24 protein-coding genes, 1 tRNA gene and 1 pseudogene are annotated in these 22,929 nt (G+C 67.9%); 14 read left to right on the top strand and 12 right to left on the bottom strand.

Annotated features, from left to right (window positions below; all coding sequences use genetic code 11):
- Positions 1 to 523: 523 nt before the first annotated feature.
- The 6 genes from HVO_RS14255 to HVO_RS14230 form a co-directional block, all read right to left on the bottom strand.
- Positions 524 to 596: transfer RNA gene (locus HVO_RS14255), tRNA-Pro, on the bottom strand.
- An 84-nt stretch (positions 597 to 680) separates the two neighbouring features.
- Entirely contained in the window at positions 681 to 1,277 is a 597-nt protein-coding gene (gene trmY / locus HVO_RS14250; protein WP_004041871.1) for a tRNA (pseudouridine(54)-N(1))-methyltransferase TrmY, read from the bottom strand.
- Between the two features lie 214 nt (positions 1,278 to 1,491).
- Positions 1,492 to 2,541 carry a hypothetical protein gene (locus HVO_RS14245; protein ID WP_004041870.1) on the bottom strand — a complete coding sequence of 350 codons (1,050 nt, stop codon included), beginning with the start codon at positions 2,539 to 2,541 and terminating at the stop codon, positions 1,492 to 1,494.
- Positions 2,528 to 3,427: a S49 family peptidase gene (locus HVO_RS14240; protein ID WP_004041869.1), complete on the bottom strand. Its 900-nt coding sequence runs from the start codon at positions 3,425 to 3,427 to the stop codon at positions 2,528 to 2,530. Before HVO_RS14240 ends, HVO_RS14245 begins: the two co-directional genes overlap by 14 nt.
- 145 nt (positions 3,428 to 3,572) lie before the next feature.
- Positions 3,573 to 4,358, bottom strand: a complete 786-nt coding sequence (locus HVO_RS14235; protein ID WP_004041868.1) for an ABC transporter permease — start codon at positions 4,356 to 4,358, stop codon at positions 3,573 to 3,575.
- Positions 4,355 to 5,308 carry an ABC transporter ATP-binding protein gene (locus HVO_RS14230; protein ID WP_004041867.1) on the bottom strand — a complete coding sequence of 318 codons (954 nt, stop codon included), beginning with the start codon at positions 5,306 to 5,308 and terminating at the stop codon, positions 4,355 to 4,357. The genes HVO_RS14235 and HVO_RS14230 overlap by 4 nt, the downstream gene beginning before the upstream one ends.
- Positions 5,309 to 5,653: 345 nt before the next feature.
- On the opposite strand from HVO_RS14230, the gene HVO_RS14225 reads away from it, so the two are divergent.
- From HVO_RS14225 to HVO_RS14205, 5 genes and pseudogenes are all read left to right on the top strand, one after another.
- The gene (locus HVO_RS14225) at positions 5,654 to 5,908 is read left to right on the top strand and encodes a hypothetical protein (RefSeq protein ID WP_004041866.1); all 255 of its coding nucleotides are present in this window, start codon (positions 5,654 to 5,656) and stop codon (positions 5,906 to 5,908) included.
- Positions 5,905 to 6,942, top strand: a complete 1,038-nt coding sequence (gene aceA / locus HVO_RS14220) for an isocitrate lyase (protein WP_004041865.1) — start codon at positions 5,905 to 5,907, stop codon at positions 6,940 to 6,942. Before HVO_RS14225 ends, aceA begins: the two co-directional genes overlap by 4 nt.
- A complete protein-coding gene (aceB, locus tag HVO_RS14215; RefSeq protein ID WP_004041864.1) occupies positions 6,935 to 8,236 on the top strand; it encodes a malate synthase AceB in 1,302 nt (433 codons plus the stop codon). Before aceA ends, aceB begins: the two co-directional genes overlap by 8 nt.
- Positions 8,237 to 8,451: 215 nt before the next feature.
- Positions 8,452 to 9,046: pseudogene (locus HVO_RS20590) on the top strand (DUF4112 domain-containing protein).
- Positions 9,047 to 9,146: 100 nt separating this feature from the next.
- Positions 9,147 to 9,740, top strand: coding sequence for a twin-arginine translocation signal domain-containing protein (locus tag HVO_RS14205; RefSeq protein ID WP_004041861.1), 594 nt, complete (start codon positions 9,147 to 9,149; stop codon positions 9,738 to 9,740).
- 140 nt (positions 9,741 to 9,880) lie between these two features.
- On the opposite strand, the gene HVO_RS14200 is transcribed toward HVO_RS14205, so the two are convergent.
- Positions 9,881 to 10,858, bottom strand: coding sequence for a DMT family transporter (locus tag HVO_RS14200; RefSeq protein ID WP_004041860.1), 978 nt, complete (start codon positions 10,856 to 10,858; stop codon positions 9,881 to 9,883).
- 190 nt (positions 10,859 to 11,048) lie between these two features.
- Between HVO_RS14200 and HVO_RS14195 the strand changes: the two genes are divergently transcribed.
- Positions 11,049 to 12,332 (top strand): tRNA pseudouridine(54/55) synthase Pus10, encoded by a 1,284-nt coding sequence (locus HVO_RS14195; protein WP_004041859.1) that lies wholly within the window; start codon positions 11,049 to 11,051, stop codon positions 12,330 to 12,332.
- Between the two features lie 88 nt (positions 12,333 to 12,420).
- Positions 12,421 to 13,068 carry a ribonuclease HII gene (gene rnhB / locus HVO_RS14190; protein WP_013035649.1) on the top strand — a complete coding sequence of 216 codons (648 nt, stop codon included), beginning with the start codon at positions 12,421 to 12,423 and terminating at the stop codon, positions 13,066 to 13,068.
- 66 nt (positions 13,069 to 13,134) lie between these two features.
- On the opposite strand, the gene HVO_RS14185 is transcribed toward rnhB, so the two are convergent.
- The 3 genes from HVO_RS14185 to secF form a co-directional block, all read right to left on the bottom strand.
- Positions 13,135 to 13,365 carry a DUF7511 domain-containing protein gene (locus tag HVO_RS14185; protein ID WP_004041856.1) on the bottom strand — a complete coding sequence of 77 codons (231 nt, stop codon included), beginning with the start codon at positions 13,363 to 13,365 and terminating at the stop codon, positions 13,135 to 13,137.
- A 281-nt stretch (positions 13,366 to 13,646) separates the two neighbouring features.
- The gene (secD, locus tag HVO_RS14180; RefSeq protein ID WP_004041855.1) at positions 13,647 to 15,221 is read right to left on the bottom strand and encodes a preprotein translocase subunit SecD; all 1,575 of its coding nucleotides are present in this window, start codon (positions 15,219 to 15,221) and stop codon (positions 13,647 to 13,649) included.
- Positions 15,218 to 16,081, bottom strand: coding sequence for a protein translocase subunit SecF (secF, locus tag HVO_RS14175; RefSeq protein WP_004041854.1), 864 nt, complete (start codon positions 16,079 to 16,081; stop codon positions 15,218 to 15,220). Before secF ends, secD begins: the two co-directional genes overlap by 4 nt.
- A gap of 127 nt (positions 16,082 to 16,208) precedes the next feature.
- Here secF and HVO_RS14170 point away from each other — a divergent pair, with 127 nt between their 5' ends.
- On the top strand, positions 16,209 to 16,550 hold the full coding sequence (locus HVO_RS14170) for a hypothetical protein (RefSeq protein WP_004041853.1): 342 nt from the start codon (positions 16,209 to 16,211) through the stop codon (positions 16,548 to 16,550).
- A 49-nt stretch (positions 16,551 to 16,599) separates the two neighbouring features.
- On the opposite strand, the gene HVO_RS14165 is transcribed toward HVO_RS14170, so the two are convergent.
- Entirely contained in the window at positions 16,600 to 17,103 is a 504-nt protein-coding gene (locus HVO_RS14165) for a DUF5812 family protein (RefSeq protein ID WP_004041852.1), read from the bottom strand.
- Positions 17,104 to 17,217: 114 nt separating this feature from the next.
- Between HVO_RS14165 and HVO_RS14160 the strand changes: the two genes are divergently transcribed.
- The 4 genes from HVO_RS14160 (at position 17,218) to HVO_RS14145 (ending at position 20,060) form a co-directional block, all read left to right on the top strand.
- The gene (locus tag HVO_RS14160; protein ID WP_004041851.1) at positions 17,218 to 17,853 is read left to right on the top strand and encodes a GNAT family N-acetyltransferase; all 636 of its coding nucleotides are present in this window, start codon (positions 17,218 to 17,220) and stop codon (positions 17,851 to 17,853) included.
- 127 nt (positions 17,854 to 17,980) lie between these two features.
- Positions 17,981 to 18,679 (top strand): CDP-alcohol phosphatidyltransferase family protein, encoded by a 699-nt coding sequence (locus HVO_RS14155; RefSeq protein ID WP_004041850.1) that lies wholly within the window; start codon positions 17,981 to 17,983, stop codon positions 18,677 to 18,679.
- Positions 18,676 to 19,380 carry a CehA/McbA family metallohydrolase gene (locus tag HVO_RS14150; RefSeq protein ID WP_004041849.1) on the top strand — a complete coding sequence of 235 codons (705 nt, stop codon included), beginning with the start codon at positions 18,676 to 18,678 and terminating at the stop codon, positions 19,378 to 19,380. The genes HVO_RS14155 and HVO_RS14150 overlap by 4 nt, the downstream gene beginning before the upstream one ends.
- Positions 19,377 to 20,060, top strand: coding sequence for a TVP38/TMEM64 family protein (locus HVO_RS14145; protein ID WP_004041848.1), 684 nt, complete (start codon positions 19,377 to 19,379; stop codon positions 20,058 to 20,060). The genes HVO_RS14150 and HVO_RS14145 overlap by 4 nt, the downstream gene beginning before the upstream one ends.
- Positions 20,061 to 20,079: 19 nt before the next feature.
- Here the strand turns inward: HVO_RS14145 and HVO_RS14140 are convergent, their stop codons facing one another.
- Positions 20,080 to 20,613, bottom strand: a complete 534-nt coding sequence (locus HVO_RS14140) for a hypothetical protein (protein ID WP_004041847.1) — start codon at positions 20,611 to 20,613, stop codon at positions 20,080 to 20,082.
- 72 nt (positions 20,614 to 20,685) lie between these two features.
- Between HVO_RS14140 and HVO_RS14135 the strand changes: the two genes are divergently transcribed.
- Together HVO_RS14135 and HVO_RS14130 are read left to right on the top strand one after the other, a co-directional pair.
- Positions 20,686 to 21,978 carry a hypothetical protein gene (locus HVO_RS14135; protein ID WP_004041846.1) on the top strand — a complete coding sequence of 431 codons (1,293 nt, stop codon included), beginning with the start codon at positions 20,686 to 20,688 and terminating at the stop codon, positions 21,976 to 21,978.
- Between the two features lie 186 nt (positions 21,979 to 22,164).
- A complete protein-coding gene (locus HVO_RS14130; RefSeq protein ID WP_004041845.1) occupies positions 22,165 to 22,902 on the top strand; it encodes a CPBP family intramembrane glutamic endopeptidase in 738 nt (245 codons plus the stop codon).
- The last annotated feature ends 27 nt before the right edge of the window (positions 22,903 to 22,929 follow it).

Raw genomic sequence — 22,929 nt, 5'->3', positions numbered from 1 at the left:
AGATAATTGCTTCGGTTCTCGGGCGACAGCGGGGTCACGACTGCCAGTGGTCGTTTAGTCGTCGGAGACACCGTGGATTCGTCGGTGTCGAAACGGCGGCCGTGTCGGTGGTTCCGCCCGTTTGCAACGACTGTCCAAAACTCAGGTAGGTTGTCCGTGAAGATGCCGTCTCAGATTCGAACTTCCCTCGCTGTCGCTCGGACGTTCGAATCTTCAGTCACCCAGACAACCGTTTCGGGGGGACTCGCACACGCTACGCGGTGCTCGTTGGCGTTGAAAGGGGTAGAGATGGGCCACTGTGACTCGCTTCGCTCGTCACAGGCACCCGCTCACTTCGTTCGCGAGTACGGCTCAGATTCGAATCCAGCGAGACGTCGTCTCGCCCCTTCACGCTCGCTGTGCTCGCGTGAACCACGGTCACTCACTTCGTTCGTTCCTTGATTCGAATCTTCACCGGGTGAAATCGCCCACACCTTTCAGACCACTCGCTATCGCTCGCGGGTCGTGAAAGGTGGGGAGAATATGGGCCGGCTCAGATTCGAACTGAGGTTACGGCCACCCGAAGGCCGAAGGATACCAAGCTACCCCACCGGCCCGCATTTTGAGGCAAGCCACCGTCGCGTTTAACAGTTGTGATTGCGGGCCACCGTCAGACGCCGTGGCACACCGCCGACCCCGACTCAGTACCGCGAATAGCCCGCCGTGTCGAGGTAGTTGTGCGCGACCGTAATCGAGTGGTCGGCGTGGAGGATTTCGGGGCCGAGGCGGACCCGCTCGTCGGCGGCGGCCGCCAGCAACTCGGCTTCCTCGTCGGTGAAGTCGTGGTGGTCCGAGAGGACGAAAAGCGGGTTTTCGGGCGGTTCGACCTGAACCACGGGGTCGCCGTCCTCGTGGAGTTCGACCACGGTCGCGTCGCTGGCGGCCTCTTCCAGCGTCGTCTCGAAGCCCATCCGGCGGATAGAGACACCCGGCGACGACTCGGCGGGCATGTGGCCGATGGCCTCCTCGCGCTTCTCCAGCGCCTTGCGAATCAGGGCAGCGGTGGAGCGCTCGTCGGGGTTGAGCCGACGGAGTTCCGAGCCTTCGAAGCGGACGGTGTACTCGTCGCCGAGGACGAGATGAACCCGAACGTCCTCGCGGATGTCGTGCGAGAGGAAGAACGCGGAGTTGACACAGCGACAGAGTACGTCGAGTCGGCCGGCCCCGCCCGCGATGTCGTCGAGCGAGAAGTCGGGCGTCGTCGGCGCGTCGTGGCCGGTGACGATGAATTGGCGCATGCGTCCGACTCGGCGCGTGGGGGCCTTATCGGTGTCCACTCGCGGGCGAGCGACAAGGGGCGACGGCGGCGAAGACGCCCGGCGAGGCCGGGAGCCGTCGCTCGGAGGCGCGGAGACTGAGCCTCGAAAGAAACGAACGGGGCGCGTCGAAACCGGGGGTCCGGCTTCGGTCGCGTCGTCGATGGGTGGTGTCAGTCGCGTCGGTGCGACTCGGTTACGCCGAGGTCGGCGTGGTTCCCTGGGTGGGTGCTGAACCCGGTGCCGGACCGGACGCTGAACCGCCCGGACCCGGGGCGCCGGATTCGGGCGTGGCCGGAGCGGGCGCACCGGACTCCTTGTCGCCGGAGACGAGGAAGTCCGCGAGGTTGCCGACGAGCACCTCGTTGTCGGCCTCGTAGGCCGACTCGGGCGTGAGGAAGTCGGCGTCGCCGATGGCGACGACCGTCTCGCTCTGGGCGGCAACCGTGTACGGACCGGACTTACGAATCGACTCGACGCGGGTCTCGCCGCCGGAGACGAGCGCCGGCGAGACGCTGTCGGCCGAAATCGAAAGCGGCGCGGCGTCGCGGAACACGACCTCGTCGACGCCCTCGGTCAGGGCGGTGTCGCCCTCCGGCGTGGCGTAGACGTTCTCGTAGTTGAGGTAGTAGTCGTGCATGTTGTACAGCGACGTGGAGCCGAACGAGACCCCGTAGTCGGAGGTCAGTCCGGCGTCGCCGCCGGTGGTCCCGGACGACACCGAGACGGTGATGAGACCGAGGATGCTCGTCGTGCCCGCGGACTGCGGATCCCCGAGGAGGGCGACGCGGCCGCCGGCGTCCTCGAACGACCGCAGGCCGGCGAGTTGGCCGCCGGTGTACGGCTGTTCGGGGTTGACGACGACGAAGGCGTCGGCCTTCCGGAGCGAGCCGTTGAAGTTCCGCTGGGCGTCCTCGCGGGTGAGGTACTTCACCTGATGGCCGTTGGCGACGAGCGCGTCGACGAGCGGTTGCACGTCGGACTCGCTCACGTCGTTGCCGTGGCCGACGTCGATGAGGACGGTCTTCGACGCGGCGTTGGAGTCCATCGTCACCTCGCCCGATTCGGGGCCGGGCGTGGCGACGAGTTCGTCCGCGTCGAACGCCTGTTTCGCGGCGTTCTGGGTGTCTGCCGAGTCGCTGCCGCCGAGTTGGACGGCGTAGGGTGCCACCGCGGCCCCGACCAGAATGAGGCCGAGTGCGACCGCGAAGACGACCGTCCCGCCGAGTAAGTTACGCTGAGACATTGCCGATCACCTCGTCTTCGTACTGCACCTGTCCGTACACCATCAGGAACTGCGGCGCGCGAACGCCGTCGTAGCCGATGGGACTCTCTTCGACGACGACCGTCGAGTTGCCGTTCTGCGAGCTGAGAAGGATGATTCCCGAGCGGGTCGACGGCTCCTTCTCGACGACCTCGTAGTTTTCGAGGCCGGCCTCGGAGGCGGCGCGGTCGATGGCCGTCTGGAGCGTGCCGATGTCGTCGGCGTAGCCGTTCTGCGTGGCGCGAGCGCCGGTGTAGACCTTCGCGTAGGCGACCTCTTCGCGCGACAGCGAGAGCTCGTCGCCGCGGTGCTCCATGACGCTACCGACGAAGGCGTGCTTCAGCGTCTCAATCTGTGCTTCGCGGTGGTCGAGGGTCATCGACGCCTTGTCCGGTCCGGTGCGAATCTCGTTGGACGAGCCGCCGATGGGGGCCGACCCGCGGACGCCGACGCTCCCGATGACCGAGGAGGGCGTCACGTAGATGCTCTCGGAGGGAAGCATCGTGTAGTACGCGCCCGACGCGCCCGTTCCTTCGACGCTCGAAACGACGGGCATCTCTTGGGCGGTCCGGTTGACCGCCAGATACATCTGCTCGGACGCGGCCGCGGAGCCGCCGGGGCTGTCGACCTGCAGGACGACCGCCTTTATCGATTCGTTCTCTCGCGCTTCGTGGAGGTCCTCTTCCAGCTGGTCAGCTGTGTAGGAGGTGATGGTCCCGTCGACCGAGATGACCGCGACCCTGTCGGGGGTGGGCGCGGCCGCGTCGTAGACGACGGGGGCGAGGAATGCTCCAACCAGGACGGCCGCGACGAGGGCGAGGACCGAGACGGTCCGCGCCGACGCCGCGGAGGAGGGTTTTGATACCATGCTTCGGACGTGACTTCTAGAGCGGCTGTGAAAATACTTGTCATAGTAAAAGACATTTGTTCAGACAAGAACGCGAGGCGGCGGGGCGAAATGAGCCGACTACGGCGGGCCGTCACCGGAGACGGTCGATGACGGTCGCCCGGCCTCAGTCGGTCAGTCCGTAGCCGCGCCGGAACAGCACGACGTTGAGACCGACGACCCCGAGCGTGAGCGCCGTCAGCACGCCGAGCGAGAGGTTCGGGTCCACCTCGGTGACGCCGAGGAAGCCGTAGCGGACGCCGTTGACCATGTATATCATCGGGTTGAGCAGCGACGCCTGCTGGAAGGTCGCGGGAATCTCGTTGAGCGAGTAGAAGACGCCGCCGAAGAACACCAGCGGCCGGAGGATGAACTGGTTCATCATCGTCAGGTCGTCGAAGTCGTCGGCCCAGAGGCCGCCGACCACGCCGAGGCCCGCGAACAGCAGGGTGATGACGAGTATGAACGCGACGAGGTAGAACGGTTGGGCGACGCCGACGGACGTGAAGAACGCCCCGATGAGGGCGACGAGCGCGCCGACGAGCACCCCGCGGGTCGCACTGGAGAGGACGTACGCGCCGACCATCGAGGTGTACGACAGCGGCGAGGTGAGCGCCTCCTCGATGTAGCGGTTCCAGCGGCCGTGGAAGATAGAGAAAGAGGCGTTCTCGAAGGCGTTGGAGACGGCCCCGAGGACGATGAGCCCGGGGAGGATAAACAGGATGTACGGGACGCCCGCGATTTCGTTGATGCGCTCGCCGAGGATGACGCCGAACACGGAGAAGTACAGCACGTTCGTGATAAACGGCGGGACGAACGTGTTGCGCGGGCGGCGGACGAACCGGAGGATCTCGCGGCGAAGCAGGGCGTAAAAGCCGGTCACGTCGAGGCTCGTGAGACTCGTGAGGCTCATTGCTCGACCTCCGCGGTGGCGCGGCCCTCGCCCTGTCTCGTCATCTCGACGAACACCTCTTCGAGCGACGTGCGCGAGATTTCGAGGTCGACGAGTTCGTGGCCCTGCCGGTCGAGCGCCTGCACCACGTCGGGGGCGACGAGACCGCCCTGCTGGGCCGTCACGACGAGGCGGGTGCCGTCGAGTTCGACGGCCTCGACGCGGTCGTCGTCGGCCGCGAAGTCGGGGACTGCGGTCGGCGGGTCGCGGAGTTGGACGACGATGTCGTCGGTGCCGCGGTCCATCAGTTCCTCGGGGCTGGCGACCTCGACGACGGACCCGGAGTCGAGGATGGCGACCTCGTCGCAGAGGCGTTCGGCCTCCTCGATGTAGTGGGTCGTAAGGAGGATGGTCGTCCCGCTGTCGTTGAGGTCGACGATGGTCTCCCAGAGTTCGTGGCGCAGTTGCACGTCGACCCCGGCGGTTGGCTCGTCGAGGATGAGCAGGTCGGGGTCGGTGATGAGCGCCCGCGCGAGCATGAACCGGCGTTTCATCCCGCCGGAGAGCCAGTCGAAGCGGGTGTCGCGCTTGTCGTAGATGCCGACGCGCTTGAGCACCTCGTCGGCGCGCTCTGCGGCCTCGTCGTGCGGAATTCCGTGGTAGCCCGCCTTGTGTTCGAGCACTTCGCGGATGGGGAAAAAGCGGTCCACGTTGAACTCCTGCGGTGCGAGGCCGATGCGGTCGCGGGCCTCGCGGTAGTCGTCTTCCACGTCGTAGCCGAAGACGCTCGCCTCACCGCCGGTCTTGCGAACGAGACCGACGAGGATGTTGATGAACGTCGTCTTCCCCGCCCCGTTCGGCCCCAACAGCCCGAAGAACGACCCCTCGGGAACGTCGAGATCGACGCCGTCGAGGGCGCGGACGTCGCCGTAGGACTTCGTCAAGTCGCGTATCTCAATCGCAGATGCCATTCGTTGGTGCGTCGTCGGTCGTGGACGCGATTAAGCGTAGTGTCCGCGGAACGCCCCGTCACGGCGTGGCACGCCCGGTCGCCGGGTGGAGCCGACGACGCTCTGACCCTGCGAAACGGATAGTGTGTTACCGCGTGTCAAATTAGGGCCTTATATTCGTTCGTACAGAATTAAGTCATTGGCTAATATTATCATTATCAATCATTAACTATTTGTACGACTCGGCAGTCGAACCGGGTGAGGAGACATCCGATGGTAGTATCCGCAGCACACCACGCGTCCAACCGCTCGACGACCGCGATACGAACCGACCGCTACCGACCGCCGACCTCACCAACGTAACCGATGACAAACCGCGACAACACGACCCGAACCGACACGACGACCCGCACGCCGACCACCGCTCGCTCGACGCCGACTCGTCCCCCCGCCGTGCGGCGCTACCCCAACAACGAGGAGAACATGGACGCGCCGCTCGTCCCCTTCATCCAGCGGCCGGGCGAGGACGACGAGATGACGACGATTCGGCGCGAACTCGCCGCGCTCCGCGCCCAACTGAACCGCATCGAGCGAACGATGCAGTCCACCGACACCCAATGAATCCGACCGAACTCGACAGCGACGTCTTCGCACAGGATGTTGACAACCAGAAGGCCCGCGAACTGCGGGAGATGCTGAACACGCAGGACTTCGTGTTCGCCCCCGGCATGTACCACGCGCTCGACGCCCGCCTCGCCGAGATGACGGGCCACGACGCCGCCTACATGTCCGGCTACTCGACCGTCCTCGGGCAGTTCGGCTTCCCCGACCTGGAGATGGTCACGATGACCGAGATGGTCGAGAACGCAAAGCGCATGGTCGAGGCGACGAACTTGCCGGTCATCGCCGACTGCGACACGGGCTACGGCGGCATCCACAACGTCCGCCGCGCCGTCCGCGAGTACGAGAAGGCCGGCGTCGCCGCCGTCCACATCGAAGACCAGACGACGCCCAAGCGCTGCGGCCACATCGCGGGCAAGCAAATCGTCTCCCGCGAGAAGGCCAAGGCTCGCTTCGAGGCCGCCGTCGACGCCAAGCAGTCGGAGGACACGGTCGTCATCGCCCGCACCGACGCCTACGGCTCTTCGAACGGAGACTGGGACGAGCACGTCGAGCGCGGCCGCATCTACGCCGACGCCGGCGTCGACATCGTCTGGCCCGAGATGCCGAACCCCTCGCGCGAGGACGCCGTCGCCTACGCCGAGGAGATTCACGAGACGCATCCGGACCTGAAGCTCGCGTTCAACTACTCGTCGTCGTTCGCGTGGTCCGAAGAGGAGGACCCGTTGACGTTCCAAGAGCTGGGCGACCTCGGCTACAAGTACATCTTCATCACGCTGTTCGGCCTCCACTCGGGCGCGCACGCCGTCTACGAGGACTTCAAGAAGCTCGCCGAACAGGACGAGGAAGGCCAGTTCGACCTCGAACAGCGCTACCTCGACCACCCGACCGAGAGCCACCACGAGCTGTCGTTCGTCTCGCGGTACCAGGACATCGAGACGGAGTTCGACCCCGAGGCGCGCCGCCGCATCGAGGAGTCCGAAGGGTTCAGCGAGGAGCAGGCCGACCCCATCACGAGCAACGACGATGACTGAGCGCAGACACGACAGGGAGTTCGTGCGGACGTTCTTCACCTCGCCGACGGCCGTCGAGGGCGAAGACGACTCCGCGAAGATGCTCCGACGGGCGGCCGGCCTCCGCGGGATGCAAGCGCCCGACGTGTGGGTCCCCGACAACGAGGACGCCACCGCGCCGTCGATGCGCGACGAGGGAGCCGAGAACATCGTCGAAGTCATCTCCGAACAGGGCGCGGAGTTCCCGGGCGAGATTCACCCCCGGATGGTCTGGCACCGCGACAGCCCCGAGACCCGATATCAGGGCTTCCAGCACATGCTCGACATCACCGACCCCGAGCGCGGGGCGGTCGAGCACATCCACGGCTTCGTCATCCCCGAGGTCGGCGGCATCGACGACTGGAAGAAGGCCGACGAGTTCTTCACCATCGTCGAGCACGAGCACGGCCTCGACGAGGGGAGCCTCGCCATGTCGGTCATCATCGAGAGCGGCGAGGCCGAACTCGCCATGGGCGACCTCCGCGACGAGATGGGCAAGCCGACGAACAACCTCGAACGGCTGTTCCTCCTCGTCGACGGCGAGGTCGACTACACGAAGGACATGCGCGCCATGACGCCGACGGGCGAACTCCCGGCGTGGCCGGAGCTTCGACACAACACCTCGCGCGGGGCCAGCGCCGCCGGCTGTGTCGCCGTGGACGGCCCCTACGACGACATCCGCGACGTGGAGGGCTACCGCGAGCGCATGACCGACAATCAGGCGAAGGGGATGCTCGGCATCTGGTCGCTCACGCCCGGACAGGTCGTCGAGGCAAACACCTCGCCGCTCCCGCCGAAGACCGGCAGTTGGCTCCTCGACGCGGACGGCGAGGAGGTCGAACTCGCGTCCGAGGACGGCGTCGAGGCGTACGACGGCGACCGCCTCTCGCTCGAAGCCACCGACGGCGGCTACGAACTCCGCGTTGGCGGCGACGCGCGGGAGCTCACCGCCGACGAACTCCGCGAGGAACTGCTGGGTCTGACCTCGTACGTCCCGAGCATGGACGACATCGTCGACTCCATGGAGGAGTTCGAGGCGGCCAAGGAGGCCGGCCGCGGCGCTATCGCCATGACGCAGTCCGCGACGCTCCGCATCGGCGGCACCGAAATCGACATCGAAAAAGACCGGATGTGGGACGAAGCGACCTATCAGGCCGCGATGACGCCCATCAGCCTGTTCCAAGACGTGTACGAGAACCGCCCGGACCAACACGAAGAACTGGAAGAACGCTACGGCGCGGGCGTCGTCGAGCGCGCGATGGAGGTGGGTCTGTAAGCGCGGAAGGCGGTCCGCCACAGGGGGTCCGCCGTCGGCCCCGGTTTCCGGCTTGGTCAGACGACGGCGTCCGGTTTCGGAGCTCTGCGGCGCGCGCGCCCGAACCGTGGGGGCGGCGCGCCTCGCTTTTTTCGGCGGTCTCGCGCGGTCCGCTTCGACTCGACAGGCCTCCTATCGACGCTAGCCTCAAGGTCCGCGCGCGCGACTCGACGTGTGTGAACGATTCCTCGAACACCCCGGCGACGACCGCGTCGGAGAGCGACGACGCCAACGACGGCAGCGGCGACGGCGACGAACCGCTGGAACCCGATGCAGTCGTCGAGTTCGAGGCGACTGGCGTCACCGACGAGGAGACCCTCGCGCGACTCCGCACGGTGAGCTTCTACCTCGACGAGGCGGTCGAGATTCCGGGGACGAACTACCGCGTCGGCCTCGACCCGATACTGGGGCTCGTGCCGGGAATCGGTGACGCGACGGCCTCGGCGCTTGACGGCGTACATCCTCGTCGAGGCCGCCATGCTCGGCGTGCCGCGGGCGACGCTCGCGCGGATGCTCGGCAACCTCGTCCTCGACGCGACCGTCGGGTCGATACCGCTCGTCGGCGACGTGTTCGACGCGGCGTGGAAGGCCAACGCCCGGAACGTCCGGCTGTTGGAAGCCCGATGCGACGACACCTCCCCCGCGGCCGCAGCGGCCGACCGGCGCTTCCTCGTGGCCGCGGTGGCCGCCGTCACCCTCCTGCTCGTCGCGCTCGGCGCGGCGACTGCGCTCGTCGCCCTGTGGCTGCTCGGACAGGTTGGCCTATTGTAACTATCTGAAAAACAAACTAACTAAACCGGGTATGTGGCTGGTTATCTCCCCCCAAAATATAAACTACAAGACATATATACGAGCTTGCAAACCGTGGCGTATGGAACGACGAACCTTCCTGAAGAGCGTCGCCACGACGGGAGCCCTCCTCACCACCGCCGGTTGTATGGGCGGTGGCTCCGAGTCGCAGCCGACCGCGGATACCGAGACGGGCAACGAGACCGGCAACAGTACGACTGGCGAGACGACGACCGAGGCCGAACCGGCCGAGGTCCCGTCGCCGGAACTCACCTTCCGCACGAACAGCGGCGTCCTCCGCGTCGTCCACATGGGCGGCGAGAAAATCACCGACGAGGGAACGGACGAGGTCTACGTCACCGTCGACGACGAGCGCACCGCGACGTGGGTCGCTGACGGCGACAAGGGCGGGGAGTTCCCCGTCTCGGTCGGTAACTTCCTCGAAATCGAGTCCGCAGAAAGCGGCTCGACGGTCGAGGTCGTCTGGGTCGGCAGCGAGGGTGCCGAAGAGGTCCTCGCGACTCACGAGGTCGGTGCCGGGGAGACCGCGACGACGACGACCACGAACGAAACCGCGACGAACGAGACGACCACGAACGAAACCGCGACGAACGAGACGACCACGACGACGGCGACCGAGACGACCACGTCGTCCGGCAACGAGACCAGCAACTGAGGACGACGACCGACGACCGACGCCGAGGCCGGCGTCGGACGCGACGGAGCTTTTTTTCGACCGAAGCGGGTGACGACTCGCGCTGTTGCACGCGGAGCGACGGGAGCGTAACGCGGCGCGAGAGCAGCGACGGGAGCGACTCAGTCGTCAGCCGGCAGTCCGTCCGGGTCGGCCGCCGGTGCGGGCGCGACGAGGCCGACGCGGACGCCGAAGCGCCGCCCAAGCGGGCCGAGCGCGTCGCGCTTCATGAACGCGAAGCCGGCGAGGATGAGCGCAAAGCCGGCGACGGTGACGGGGCCGAGGCGCTCGCCGAGGAACGCCCAGCCGGTGACGGCGGCGACGACCGGCGTGACGTAGTTGACGAGGCTGATTTCGACCGCGCCGATGCGGTCGAGCAGGACGAAGTAGGCGATGAAGCCGACGGCGCTGCACAGCACGGCCAAAAACAGCAGCGCGGCGACGACGACGGGCGTCCACGCCACGCTCGCGAGGCCGGGTTCGCCGAGGACGGGGCTCGTGACGTGGAGCATGGCCGCGCCGATGAGCATCATCCACGACTGCATCGGAACGACCGGCGGGTTGCCGGGAAGTCGCTTGACGAGTACCGAGCCGAACGCCCACGCCGCGGCGGCGAGAAACAGCAAGAGGACGCCGAAGAGTTGGCCGCCGACCGACCCGGACGCGAGGGCGATGACCACCGTTCCGGCCAGCCCCAGCAAGACGCCGAGGAAGCCGAACGCGTCGAGGCGCTCTTCGGGGAGCATCGGCCACGCGAAAAGCGGCGTGAGGACGGGCGCGAGGCTGATGACGATGGCCGAGACGCCGCTCGTCACGTACCGCTGGCCGGAGAACAGAAGCGAGAAGTGCGCGCCGATGAGGAGCGCGCCGCCGACGAAGACGACGAGCCACTCGTCGCGGCCGCGGGGCCGCCAGTCCTCCGCCGCGAGCAGGCCGTAGCCGAACAGCACGACGCCGGCCACGTCGTACCGGAGGGCGGCGAACAGCACGGGCGGGAGGGCGTCGAGTCCGACCTCGATAGCCATAAAGGAGGTCCCCCAGAGGACCGCGATGGTCGCGAACAGTGCGAGCGTCCGATTCGTTTGCGTATTGATAGACACGAGATATCGACCGTAGACCCAGGCGTTGAAACGGCTACCACGCCGCCGTACATCAAATTTCTCGGAGCCGAGATAGCACTCCTCTCGGGTCGTGTTGACAACCGTCTCAGCGTGGCGGAACGCCAGCGAAGCCGTCGGCGACCCGACGAACAAAGTAAGCTAGTTACGCGCGCCCCGAGAGAGACCGACCATGAGCATCCTTGAGGACGCGCGAGCGCTCGCGGAGAGCGGGCCGGTCTGCGACGCCTGTCTGGGCCGGGCCTTCGCCGAGCGCAGTTTCGGGCTGACGAACGCCGAGCGGGGCAAGTCGCTCCGGGTCGCCGCCGCCCTCGACGACGACGAACCGTACGAGGCCGTCGACACCGAGGACTGCTGGGTCTGCGAGGGAGCCTGCGCCGAGTTCGACGACTGGGCCGAGCGCTGTGCAGAGGCCATCGAGGACGTGGAAGTCGAGACGTACCAGGTCGGCACCCGCGCGCCGCCGCTCGTCGAGGAGAACGAACTGCTCCTCCGCGAGGGCGCGGGGCTCCCCGAGGACGCCGGCGAACTGTTCAAATCCGAGTTCAACCGCGAGGTCGGAAAGCGCGTGGGCCGACTCACCGGCACCGAGGTGGACTTCACCCGCCCCGACGTGCAGTTCCTCCTCGACATCGAAGCCGACACCGTCGAGGCGCAACTCAACTCCGCGTTCGTCTACGGGCGCTACCGGAAGCTCGCCCGCGACATCCCGCAGACCGAGTGGCCCTGCCGCGAGTGCGACGGCTCGGGCTACAAGGGTAAAGAGCCGTGCGACTACTGCGGCGGCTCCGGCTACCTCTACGAGGACAGCGTCGAGGGCTTCGTCGCCCCCGTCGTGACGGACGTGATGGACGGCGTCGACGCGAAGTTCCACGGCGCGGGCCGCGAGGACGTGGACGCGCTCATGCTCGGCACGGGCCGACCGTTCGTGGTCGAAATCATGGAGCCGCGTCGCCGCACCGTCGACGTCGAACAGCTCGAAGGCGACATCAACGCGATGGCCGACGGCGAAATCGAGGTCGAGGGGCTCCGACTCGCCACCTACGACATGGTCGAGCGCGTGAAGAAACTCGACGCGAGCAAGGAGTACCGCGCCGCCGTCGAGTTCGACGACGACGTGACCGACGCGGAACTGGCGGCCGCGCTGGACGAACTCACCGGCGCGACCATCGAGCAGTACACCCCCAACCGCGTGGACCACCGCCGCGCGAGCATCACCCGCACCCGCCACGTCTACGACGCCACCGGCGACCTCGAAGACCCGCGCCACGCGACCGTCGAAATCCACGGCGAGGGCGGCCTCTACATCAAGGAACTCGTCTCCGGCGACGAGGGCCGAACCAACCCGAGCCTCGCCGGCATCCTCGACACGGGCGCGGTCGTCACCGCGCTCGACGTCATCGCGGTCGAAGGCGAGGACGAGCCGTTCGAGGACGACGCGTTCTTCAAGGACTGAATCGAGACGCCGGCCGGAGCCAGCGGGAGCCGACGAGCGTCGCCGCGGACCGCAACCTCTAATTTTCCACCCCAAGACCCGACCAGGTATGCACATCGGCGTCGACGAGGCCGGAAAGGGACCCGTGTTGGGTCCGATGGTCGCCGCGGCGGTCCGAGGGGACCCCGACGCCCTCCCGGACGGAATCGCCGACTCGAAGCGCCTCGCCCCCGAGCGGCGCGAGGAACTCGCCGCAGAGCTGCGAGAGCGCGACGACATCTCGGTCGGCGTCGCGTTCGTCGAGCCCGAGACCATCGACGACCCCGAGACGGACATGAACCTGCTGACCGTCCGGGCGCAGGTCGAAGCGGCCGCCGAAGTCGCCGTCGACGCCGACGAACTCGTCTGCGACGCGGGCGACGTGAGCGAGTCCAGATTCGGCCGTCGCGTCCGCGAGGGTCTGGCCGAGGCGGGCGTCTCGGTCGCGGTCCGCGCCCAGCACCGCGCGGACGACGAACACGCCATCGTCGGCGCGGCGAGCATCGTGGCGAAAGTCGAACGCGACCGACGGGTCGAGGCCATCGCTGACGAGTACGGCGAGGTCGGAAGCGGCTATCCGAGCGACGGGACGACCCGCGAGTTCCTGCGGGAGTACGTCCGCGATCACGGCATTCTGCCGGACTGCGCGCGGAAGTCGTGGTCGACGTGCGCCGACCTCGTGGCCGCGCACGAACAGTCGTCACTAGGGGATTTCTGAGGCGTCGGGGAACCGGCGGTGGAAAACGTGGAGGGCCGGTAGTTCGGAGGCGAATCGCGGAGACGATTACCGCATCTCGGCGAGCGCGACGTACGCGCCTTCCTGGGCGGAGAGCCACGTCGTCAGCAGCTCGTCTTCTGTGAGTCCTGCGGGGAAGATGGTGCACTCGTCGGGCGCGTCGTCGTACGGGGCGACGATAGCGACGAGTTCGTCGTCCGCGGCGTCGGAGCGCCGCAAGGCGTCCGGGCGGGTCGTCGTCGCGTCCGGGTCGTCGTGTCGAAGGGTCGTATCGTCCATGAGTGGAGTGCGTGCACCGTGATTACCGACGGGCGGCGGTTGCTTGGTTGCCGCTTCACTCAATATTTTATAGACAGTCTATATTATTCTGTCGGCGAATCCGCCCCGGTGAGGACGAGCGAAACCGCCGCAGTCTGCCGATTCTGAAATAGAGAACGCTCGTCCGGGCACGGAGATATCAGCTTCGAGAATCGTCGAGGCCGCCCGAGCGGACGGAATCGCGACTTCGCGGTGTCCGGGGGGCGGTCGGCAAAAACGCGTCGGCCGAATCGAGGTCGGCCTCAGCGGTCCTCGGTCAGGAGGAGTCGGAGGATGTCACCGTACGCCGGGCGGGTGACGAGCACGCCGACGATGACGCCGAGGATGGTGAAGATGGCGAAGCCCTGGAGGTCACCGAGCGAGAGCACGGCGAGCGGGCTCATGGCGATGATGGTCGTCGCGGCGGCGGCACCGATGACCCAGAAGGCGCGGCGGAACCGCGACTGGAAGACCTTGCGGGACTTCACGGAGCCTTCGCCCATCACCTCGTCGGCGATGATGATGAGGTCGTCCACCCCGGTCCCGATGACGGCGATGAAGCCGGCGATGACGGAAAGGTCGAGCGGGTAGCCGATGGCCGCGGCGAATCCGAGGAGGATATACACCTCGGAGAGGCCGGTGACGATCATCGGCAGGGCGACCTGCGGTTTGCCGTAGCGGATGAAGACGACGCCCGCGACCGCGAGCACCGCGACGATGCCCGTGATGAGCGAGTCGAACTTGAAGCTCTCTCCCTGACTCGGGGAGATGTACGACGAGGTGCCGCTATCCTCGCCCGAGAGGTCGAGGCGGGCCGGCAGCGCACCGGCGCGAAGGTTGATGGCGATTTCCTGCGCCTCGGACGTGTTGCGCGTCTGGAGCTGGAAGCTCGGCGCTCCGGCCCACTCGCCGGCCCGCATGGTGTCGGCGAGCCCGCCGCTCATACCGAAGGCGTTGACGACCTCGCCGTTGACGACGAGCAGGAGACAGCCCTCGGTCGTGTTCCGACCGCCGTCTTCCATGTAGGTACACCGCGTCCCGCCGGGTTGGGCGAGGCCGGTGTCCTGAATTGCCGTCTGGAACTCCGCCGCGGGGTCGTCGCGGACGGAGACGGGGACGAACGCCCCGCTTCCGGTCTGGGACTCCTGTGCGGTCCCGATGGAGGTGAAGTCGGCCTGCGTCAGGACGGCCTCGCGCGTCTCGTAGGTCCGCGAGCCGTTGTCCGTTCCGGTCGGGTAGTAGATGTCGATTTGGACCGTCCCGCGCTCGCCGACGAGGTCGACGACGTCGGACTGGTCGCGGTTGGGGACCTCGACGAGGATGAAGTGCTCGCCCGTCGCCGTGGTCACCTGCTGGACCGTCCCGCCGGAGAGGCCGGCCTCGTTAATCTTCGACTGGAGGACGCGAACCGTCTCGGCGCGGGTCGTCCCGGTGACGCCGTCTCTGACCTCGCCGTGGGCGTAGCCCGCGGCGTCGAGCGCGGCGCTCAGGTCGTCGGCCGTGACGTTCTCGATGGTCGCTTCGACCGTGCTGGACTCAGCGCCCGTGCGGACGATGATGTCCGCGGCGTCGGCACCGGCTATCTGGGCGGCGACCTGCCGTTCGACGACGCGCTCGGAGTCGCCTTCGAACTCGACGTCTTCGGCGGTGACGCCGACGAGCGGCGCGCGGATGCGCGTCCCGCCGTCGAGTTGGAGACCGAACTGGAGGTTCGTCGCGCTGTCGTCCTCGCCGATTGGGGACTGATTGCCCATCGTCGGCGAGAAGAGGGCGAACGTCGATAGCAGGATGGCCGCGACGAGGAATATGACCCGCCAGTTGTCGCGGAGCGTGCTCATCGAGTCACCCCCTCGAACTTGTACCAGCGAAGGAGGGTCACGTTCAGCATGTAGGTGTTCATCAGGTCGGCGGTGAGGCCGAACACGAGGACCGTCCCGATAGCTGCGAGCAGTTGAATCCCGAACAGCGTCGCCATGATGGTCATGACGATCATCGCCGCGATAGACGTGAGCGTCATGGTCACGCCGGTGCGCATGGCGCGCGCGGTCGACTCGTAGAAGTCACCGGAGCGCCGGAGGACGTGATTGTTCAGGAGGATGTCCGAGTCCACCGAGTACCCGATGAGCATCAGGAGCGCCGCGACGGTCCCCAACGACAGTTCGATGCCGAAGAGGTTCATCAGCGCCACCGGGATGACGATGTCGGAGAACGCCGAGAGGACGACCGCGATGGAGGGGACAAAGGAGCGGAACATGGCGAACACGAGGACGCTCATGCCCGCGAAGGCGACCGCGAGGCCGCCGAGGGCGAGCAGTTGCGTCTCGCCGCCGAAGTTGGCCGACACGGCGTCGATAGACCTGACTTCGAAGCCGGCGTCCTCGGCCTGCGTCTGGAGTTCGGTCGATGTCGCGCTCCCCGACTGGAACGTCACGACGTAGGTTCCGTCGGCCGCGACGGAGCGAATCGATTCGGGCTGGCTATCGAAGGCCGCGGCAACCTCGCTTTGCGGGGCATCCGTTGCGATGCGGAGTTCGGTACCGCCGGTGAAGTCGACGCCCGGATTCACCGGCGCACCAGTCGCGACGTACCACCCACCGATGACCAGTAGGGCCACCGCGAGGACCGCGAGGGGGACGGCCGCGAGTTGGCGATTCGTGTACCGGGTGTAGTCTACCTCCGGTACCGTAAACTCAACCATGGGTTGCGGTCCTGAGCGGTGCGGAATAAGGTTTCTTATCCGCGGACGATTTCGGCCGCGGCGCGGTCTGGCGAGCGCGCGGCGAACCCGCGACAGGCCCATAGTCGTTGGCCGACAATCGTGAACTATGACGACCGAACCGACGGCGACCCGCGTGGTCGTCTCCTTCCCCGACGAACTCAGCGCGTGGGGCCACGACCAGCTGACCGCCGACCGCTTCGTGACCTACCTGCGACGGGTCCACGAGGACGCCGCGCCGGGCGACGAGTGGGAAGAGTTCCTCGACGTTGGCTGTTGCGGCGACTCGCTGACGCTGACGCTCCGCGTGGAGGAACTCGACCCCGAAGGGACGACCCGCATCGACGACGAGACGACAGTCGAGTTCGTCGAACGCGAGGGGAGCGTCCACGGCGGCTGGTGCGTCCAGAGCGCGGACGGGCCGGTCTCCTCGACGGCGGAACAGCGGTAGAACGCGAGAGGTAGAACGCGAGACGGACTCCGGGGTGAAGACCGACCTGTCAGGGCATGTAGCGGACCGCGACGACGCCCGACTGCGAGCGGATTTCGACGCGGTTCACGTCGAGTCTGGCGGCCCGCGAGAGCAGACCTTCTCTGTCGTCGAGGATGTCGTCGACGGCCTGTTCGGTCATGTCGTCGGGGACCGACAGGACGTGAATCTCGCCGGTTCCGGCGCGTTCCTCGCGGACGAGTTCGCCGTCGGGGTTGTCGGCGGCGATGTCCCGGGAGTTCGTCGTCGGCGACTCGGTCGAGCGCTCGACGGAGACGGTCCAGCGCGACTCGACCTCCACGAGCTGCCACGAGACGTTCATCGGCGGGTCGGGCGCGACGGTCCCGCGGACGGCTTCGTCCTCGGAGACGCCGGGGTTCGACGAGAGCGCGTGGACCTGCCCGGAGTGAACGTCCTTCAGGACGGCCGACTCCTCGTCGGCGGCGGTGACGAGAAACGTTCCCGTTCGCTCGGACTCGGCCTCGGCCTCGGTGTCGGACTCGGACTCGGTCATCACCCGCTGTACGCCACCGGGCCTTTTCCCCGTTTCGGGCGCTGACGGCGGCGTGTGGCACCGATACCCACGGTGACGGTGGGCTTTTCTCGCGGCGCTTCGAGGCGACTGACGATGCCCGCGCTCTGGCGGTTGACCCGGACCGAGACGGCCCGCCGCGTCTACGACGCGCTCAAGGCCCGCGGCCTCACGGCGACGCAGATGGACGAGTACGTCGCGGACGCCGCCGCGGCGGACACCGACCGCGACCCCCCGTCGGGAGTCGAGATTCGCGCGCTCGACCCCGCGGAGACGCGTCGATTCGAGGGGCGTTACGACGCGTTTTCCGAACTCCGAGACGACGAGACGGCGGTGTGCGCATTCGACGCCGAGAGCGGAGGGAGAGACGGCGAGGGCGGTGAGAACGGTGAAGTCGCGGACTCCGACCTCGTCGGCTACCTCTTCCTCGGTGACCCCGGCCTGACGTACCACGTCCACCCGCTGGAGGCCGACGTGACGTTCCCCGGCGGCTACGTCCGCCGGGTGTTCGTCGCGCCCGAGGCGCGGAACCGCGGCGTCGCCACCGCGCTCGTCTCGCGGGCCGTCGCCGTCGCCGGCGAACGGGGAGCCGAGACGGTCCACGCGCTCGTCGCCCGCGACAACCGACCCTCGCAGTGGACCTTCGAGAGCGTCAGTTTCCGAGTCGCCTGCACCCGGGCGTACTACCGGGTCGGGCCGTGGCGACGCCGGCGCGTCAAACCGCGTTCATAGCGGTACAGAACAGTCAGTGCCGTCCCGAGCGCTCCGTTCGGGAATATTAGTATATAGATATTTTATTTATATATACTATATCGGTTAAATTTATACTCGGTCGCCCGAGTGTGTCTGACAGACAGGCATGACGGACGAACTCAGGTCAGCAGTTCGCGGGAGGCTGGACGCGGTCGACGCGCGGGCGAGCGAGGTCGTGCGCTCATCGACGGGGGAGAACATGATTTCGCGGCTCGGGACCGCGGACTGGTTGAGTCTGGGCGCGCTCTTCTGGGCGTGGGTCGGCGCGATACTGTTCGTGTCGGGCGAGCCGAACTGGGCCATCGTGGCCGTCCTCGCCGGCTTCGCCTTCGACAAGGCCGACGGCTACTACGCCCGCAAAACCGGGACCGCCTCGGCGTTCGGCCGACAGATAGACTCGTTTATCGACATCTTCGCGTACCTCGTGTCGGCGGCGCTCCTGTACCACGTCGCGCTCGCGCCCAGCCCGGCCGTGAGCGCCGTCGTCGGCTTCGTCGTCCTCACCTTCGGCGGCCTGCGACTCATCCGCCACAACAGCGAGGGGTTCGGCGACGAGGGCGGCACCTCGTACTACCACGGGACGACGGTCGTCCACACGCACCTCGTCGTGCTGGCGAACTACTTCCTCCTCCAGTTCGTCCCGCCGTGGAACGGCTGGGTCGCGGGCGCGATCATCGTGGCGGTCTGCCCGCTCATGACCTCCGACTACAAGGCGTACAAGACCGACGCGGGGCACGTCCTCGTCGGCGTCGCCGGCGTCCTAACGGTCGTCGGCTGCCTCGCGCTCGAATTCGGCGTGGTATGAGCGGTCGGGCGCAGGGCTCGCGGGGAGCGCGAACGCTCGCGGTGGACCTCCACGTCCACACCGACGCCTCCTACGACTGCGAGATGTCGGTCGAGGCGGTGTTGGCCCGCGCGGCGGCGGTCGGCCTCGACGCGGTCGCCATCACCGACCACGACTCGGTCGGGGCGCTCCCGCGGGCGTTCGACATCGCCCACGAGTACGGCGTCCGGGTCGTCCCCGGCGTCGAGGTCTCGACGGCCGACGGCCACCTCCTCGCGCTCGGGGTCGACGACCCGCCGGCGACGAGGCAACCGCTCTCGGAGACGGCACGAGAGGTCCGCGAGGCGGGCGGACTCGCGGTCGTGCCGCACCCGTTTCAGACGTTCCGACACGGCGCGTCCCGGCGGGCGATTCGGGACGTTGACGCCATCGAGGCGTACAACGCCCACACGCTCACCGGATTCAGAAACGGACAGGCGCGGCGCTACGCCCGCCGGCAGGGACTCCCGGGCACGGGCGGGAGCGATGCCCACCGGCCCGCGCTGGTCGGACAGGCGTACACGGCCGTCTCGGTCGAGGCGGACGGCGGCGTCACGACGGACGCCATCTTGGAGGGGATTCGCGCCGGGCGAACCGTCGCTCGCGGGACGCGGACGACCGCCCGCCAGTACCTGCGGAAGTACGCGCTGAACGCCCGGCTCAAGACCGCCTCGTTCCTGTGACCGGTCGCCTGTTCGACTCGCCCGCGGCGCGGAACGCGGCGCTCGTCAGAATCGGGGCCGTCGCGGTCGCTTTCGCGGCCGTCGCGGTCGGCGTCGCCGTGTTCGCCCCGCGCCTCGCTAACCCGGCGTGGGTCCGCTCGGCCGTCGAATCGACCGGCCCGTTCGCCCCGCTGGTGTTCGTCGGTATCCAGACGCTTCAGGTGATTCTCGCGCCGATTCCCGGCCAAGCGCTCGCCGCCGTCGGCGGCTATCTGTTCGGGACGGTCGCCGGCACGGCGTACAGCATGGTCGGCGTCGTCGCCGGAAGCGCAATCGTCTTCCTGCTCGCCCGGCGCTTCGGCCGGCCCGCGGTCGAGCGTCTCGTCACCGACGACGCCCTCGCGCGGTTCGACGGCTTCGCCGACCGCCGGGGCACCGCCGGGCTGTTCGTCCTGTTTCTCCTGCCCGCGTTCCCGGACGACGCGCTCTGCGCGCTCGCCGGGCTCTCGCCGCTTCGACTGCGGACGCTCGTCGTCCTCGTCGCCGTCGGTCGCCTGCCGACGTTCGCGCTCGCCGCGGCCGCCGGGCAGAACGCGGGCGCGGCGAACTACGAGGCGGTGGCGCTCCTCGTCGGAATCGGCGTCGTCGCCTCGGCGGTCGTCTACCGCTACCGCGACGAGTTGGCGGCGGGGGTCGGCTGAGAAAACGCGCGGGTCGCGGTTAGCGAAGCAGTCGGTGAATCCCGTAGATGCCCGCCGCGCACGCGACCGGCGGGACGAGGCCGTAGAGCGCGGGCAGGTCGTAGAGGAGTCGGACGACCGGAACGAGCGCCGAGACGGTCACGGGGCCCACGGTGAACGGCTCGGCCGGCGTCTGAAGCTCCGCCGGCACCGACGCGAGAAGCCCCACGTACACCGACAGCATGAACACGAAGCCCGCGAGCGCGAGGCTCAGGTCGTACCGCGGCTTCGACCCGGTGCGGCGGTGTCGGCGGGCGACGAACAGTATCGGGGCGACGAGCGGCGCGACGACGAACAGCCCCACGAGGACGTAGAACGACCGCGAGAGGGTGAGCGACCCGCCGGGGACGCCGGCGGTCGCGCCGATGAGGACCACGAGTCCGAAGGCGACGAACAACGAGACGATGCCCGTCGCCAGCGCACCGACGAGCACGTAGCACTTGAACAGCCACGACTCGCTGTGCCGGAAGGCGTACGGGAACGCGCCGATGACGCCGCCGTAGTCGTCTGCCATCGGTCGCCCTTGGGAGCGGCCGCGATTAAAGCGACCGGTGTCGTTTTGACGCCGGGCGACGCGGCATCCGGTATGCAGGTAGACCTCGGAAACGTCCTCGACACGGCGCCGGCCCACGGCGTCTCGCGCGAGGCGCTCGACCGACTCGACGACCGCGTCGCGGCCGCTCACGACCGCATCGAACGCGGCCGAGCGGCCGGCGAACACGGCTACGAATCGCTGAACCTCCCGAACACCACCGACCCCGCGGCGATTCGCGACGCAGTGAGCCGGTTCGACGACCCCTCGGCGGTCGTCACGGTCGGCATCGGCGGGAGCGCCCTCGGCGCGGCCACCCTCACCGACGCGCTCGAAAGCGACGTGGACGCCTACTACCTCGACAACGTCGACCCCGAGGCCGTCGAACGTCTCCTCGACTCGCTCGACCTCGCGTCGACCGTCGTCAACGTCGTCTCGCGGTCCGGCACGACCGCCGAGACGCTGGCGAACTTCCTCGTCGTCCGAGAGGCCATGGCCGACGCGGGCGTCGACTGGACCGACCGGACGTTCGTCACGACCGGCGAGGAGGGGAACCTCCGCGACCTCGCGGACAAACACGACCTCCCGTCGCTCCCCGTCCCCGACGGCGTCCCCGGTCGGTTTTCGGTGCTCTCGACGGTCGGCCTCGCCGCCGCCGCCCTCTGCGGTCACGACATCGAGGCGGTCTTGGAGGGCGCGGCCGCACAGGAAGCGCGCCTGTCTGACTCGCTTTTCGACTCGCCGGCGTACGCCTACGGCGCGGTGTCCTACGCGCTCGCCGAGCGCGGCATGCAGCAGAACGCGATGATGCCCTACGCGGAGTCGCTCGAAACGTTCTCCGAGTGGTTCGCCCAGCTGTGGGCCGAGTCGCTCGGGAAGGACGGCCTCGGCCAGACGCCCCTGCGGGCGCTCGGCGCGACCGACCAGCACTCCCAGCTTCAACTGTACCGCGCCGGCCCGCGCGACAAGCTCGTGACGCTCGTCCGCGCCACGGAGCGCGAGGACGTCGCCATCCCCGAGACCGACCTCGACGGCCTCGCGTACCTCGGCGGCTCGTCGCTCGGTGACCTGCTCGACGCCGAGTTCGAGGCGACCGAGGCGAGCCTCGCCGCCGCCGGCCGTCCGAGCGTCCGCATCGAACTCGACCGCGTCGACGAGTACGGCCTCGGCGAACTGCTCTACGCGATGGAGGCCGCCTGCGTCCTCTACGGCGAACTCGCCAGCGTGGACACGTTCGTCCAGCCGGCGGTCGAGTGGGGCAAACGCGCCGCCCGCGGCCTGCTCGGCGGCGGCGACTTCGAGGAGGCCGACGCGGTCGAAGAGAAGTCGCGGCTGGTCGTCGAGTAGTCGGAGCGAGCGGCGCACGGCGACCACGGCCGAGACTCGGCTTTTGCGACGACGACCGAACAGTCCGCGGGGGCTTTCGAGGTGCCGTCGGTACTGCACCCCGTTCCGACGGCGGACGAATCACCACCGCAGAAAACCGATACCCGACCCGAATCGATTATCCGACCCCATTCCGAAGGGGGGACAATGGCACACGACACCGCCCGCACGTCTGCGAGCCTCGCAGACCACCTCCAGGCGTACGGTGGCATCATCATCGTCGTCGCCCTTTCGCTCCTCGTCGGCGCGACGTTCGGCTCGCTCGCCGGCGGCCTCGCTCGCGGCGTAGTTCCGGGCGATACCGCGCTCATCGGCGCGATAGAGAGCGCCGGACAGTTCGTCGGCTTCGGCGTCGTCGGCGCGGGCTACCTCTCCATGCGCGACGACTGGGAGCTGATTCGGTTCGAGCGACCGACCGCGCGCGACGCCCTGTGGATTGCGGGGGGGTTCGTCGCCGTGATGGGCGTCTACCTCGGCGCGTCGGCGCTGATGTCCGCGCTCGGCATCCAGAGCGGCGACAGCGTCATCGCCCAGCAGGGCCGCGAGAACCCGGTGTACTTCCTGTATCTCACGGTCGTCACCATCGTCCTCGTCGGTCCGGCGGAGGAGCTTATCTTCCGCGGCATCGCCTTCGGCGAACTCCGGCGGCTGTGGGGGCCCGCCCCGGCGGTCGTCCTGTCGAGTCTGGTGTTCGCGTCGATTCACCTCTGGTCGTTCTCCGGCGAGGGGCTGTACGTCTCGTTGGGGATGGTGCTCGTCCTCGGGAGCGTCCTCGCGGTCGTCTACGAGCGAAGCGGGAACCTGCTCGTCGTCGCGCTGGTCCACGGGCTGTACAACGCGGTCCAGTTCCTCGTGAGCTACGCGCAGGCGACCGGACTGGTCTGAAAAAGCGGCATCGAACCGCGGGCGGCG

The sequence above is a fragment of the Haloferax volcanii DS2 genome (assembly GCF_000025685.1).
Classification (GTDB): domain Archaea; phylum Halobacteriota; class Halobacteria; order Halobacteriales; family Haloferacaceae; genus Haloferax; species Haloferax volcanii.
The sequence above is the reverse complement of the archived record's forward strand: the minus strand, read 5'-3'. Positions and strand labels throughout refer to the sequence as shown.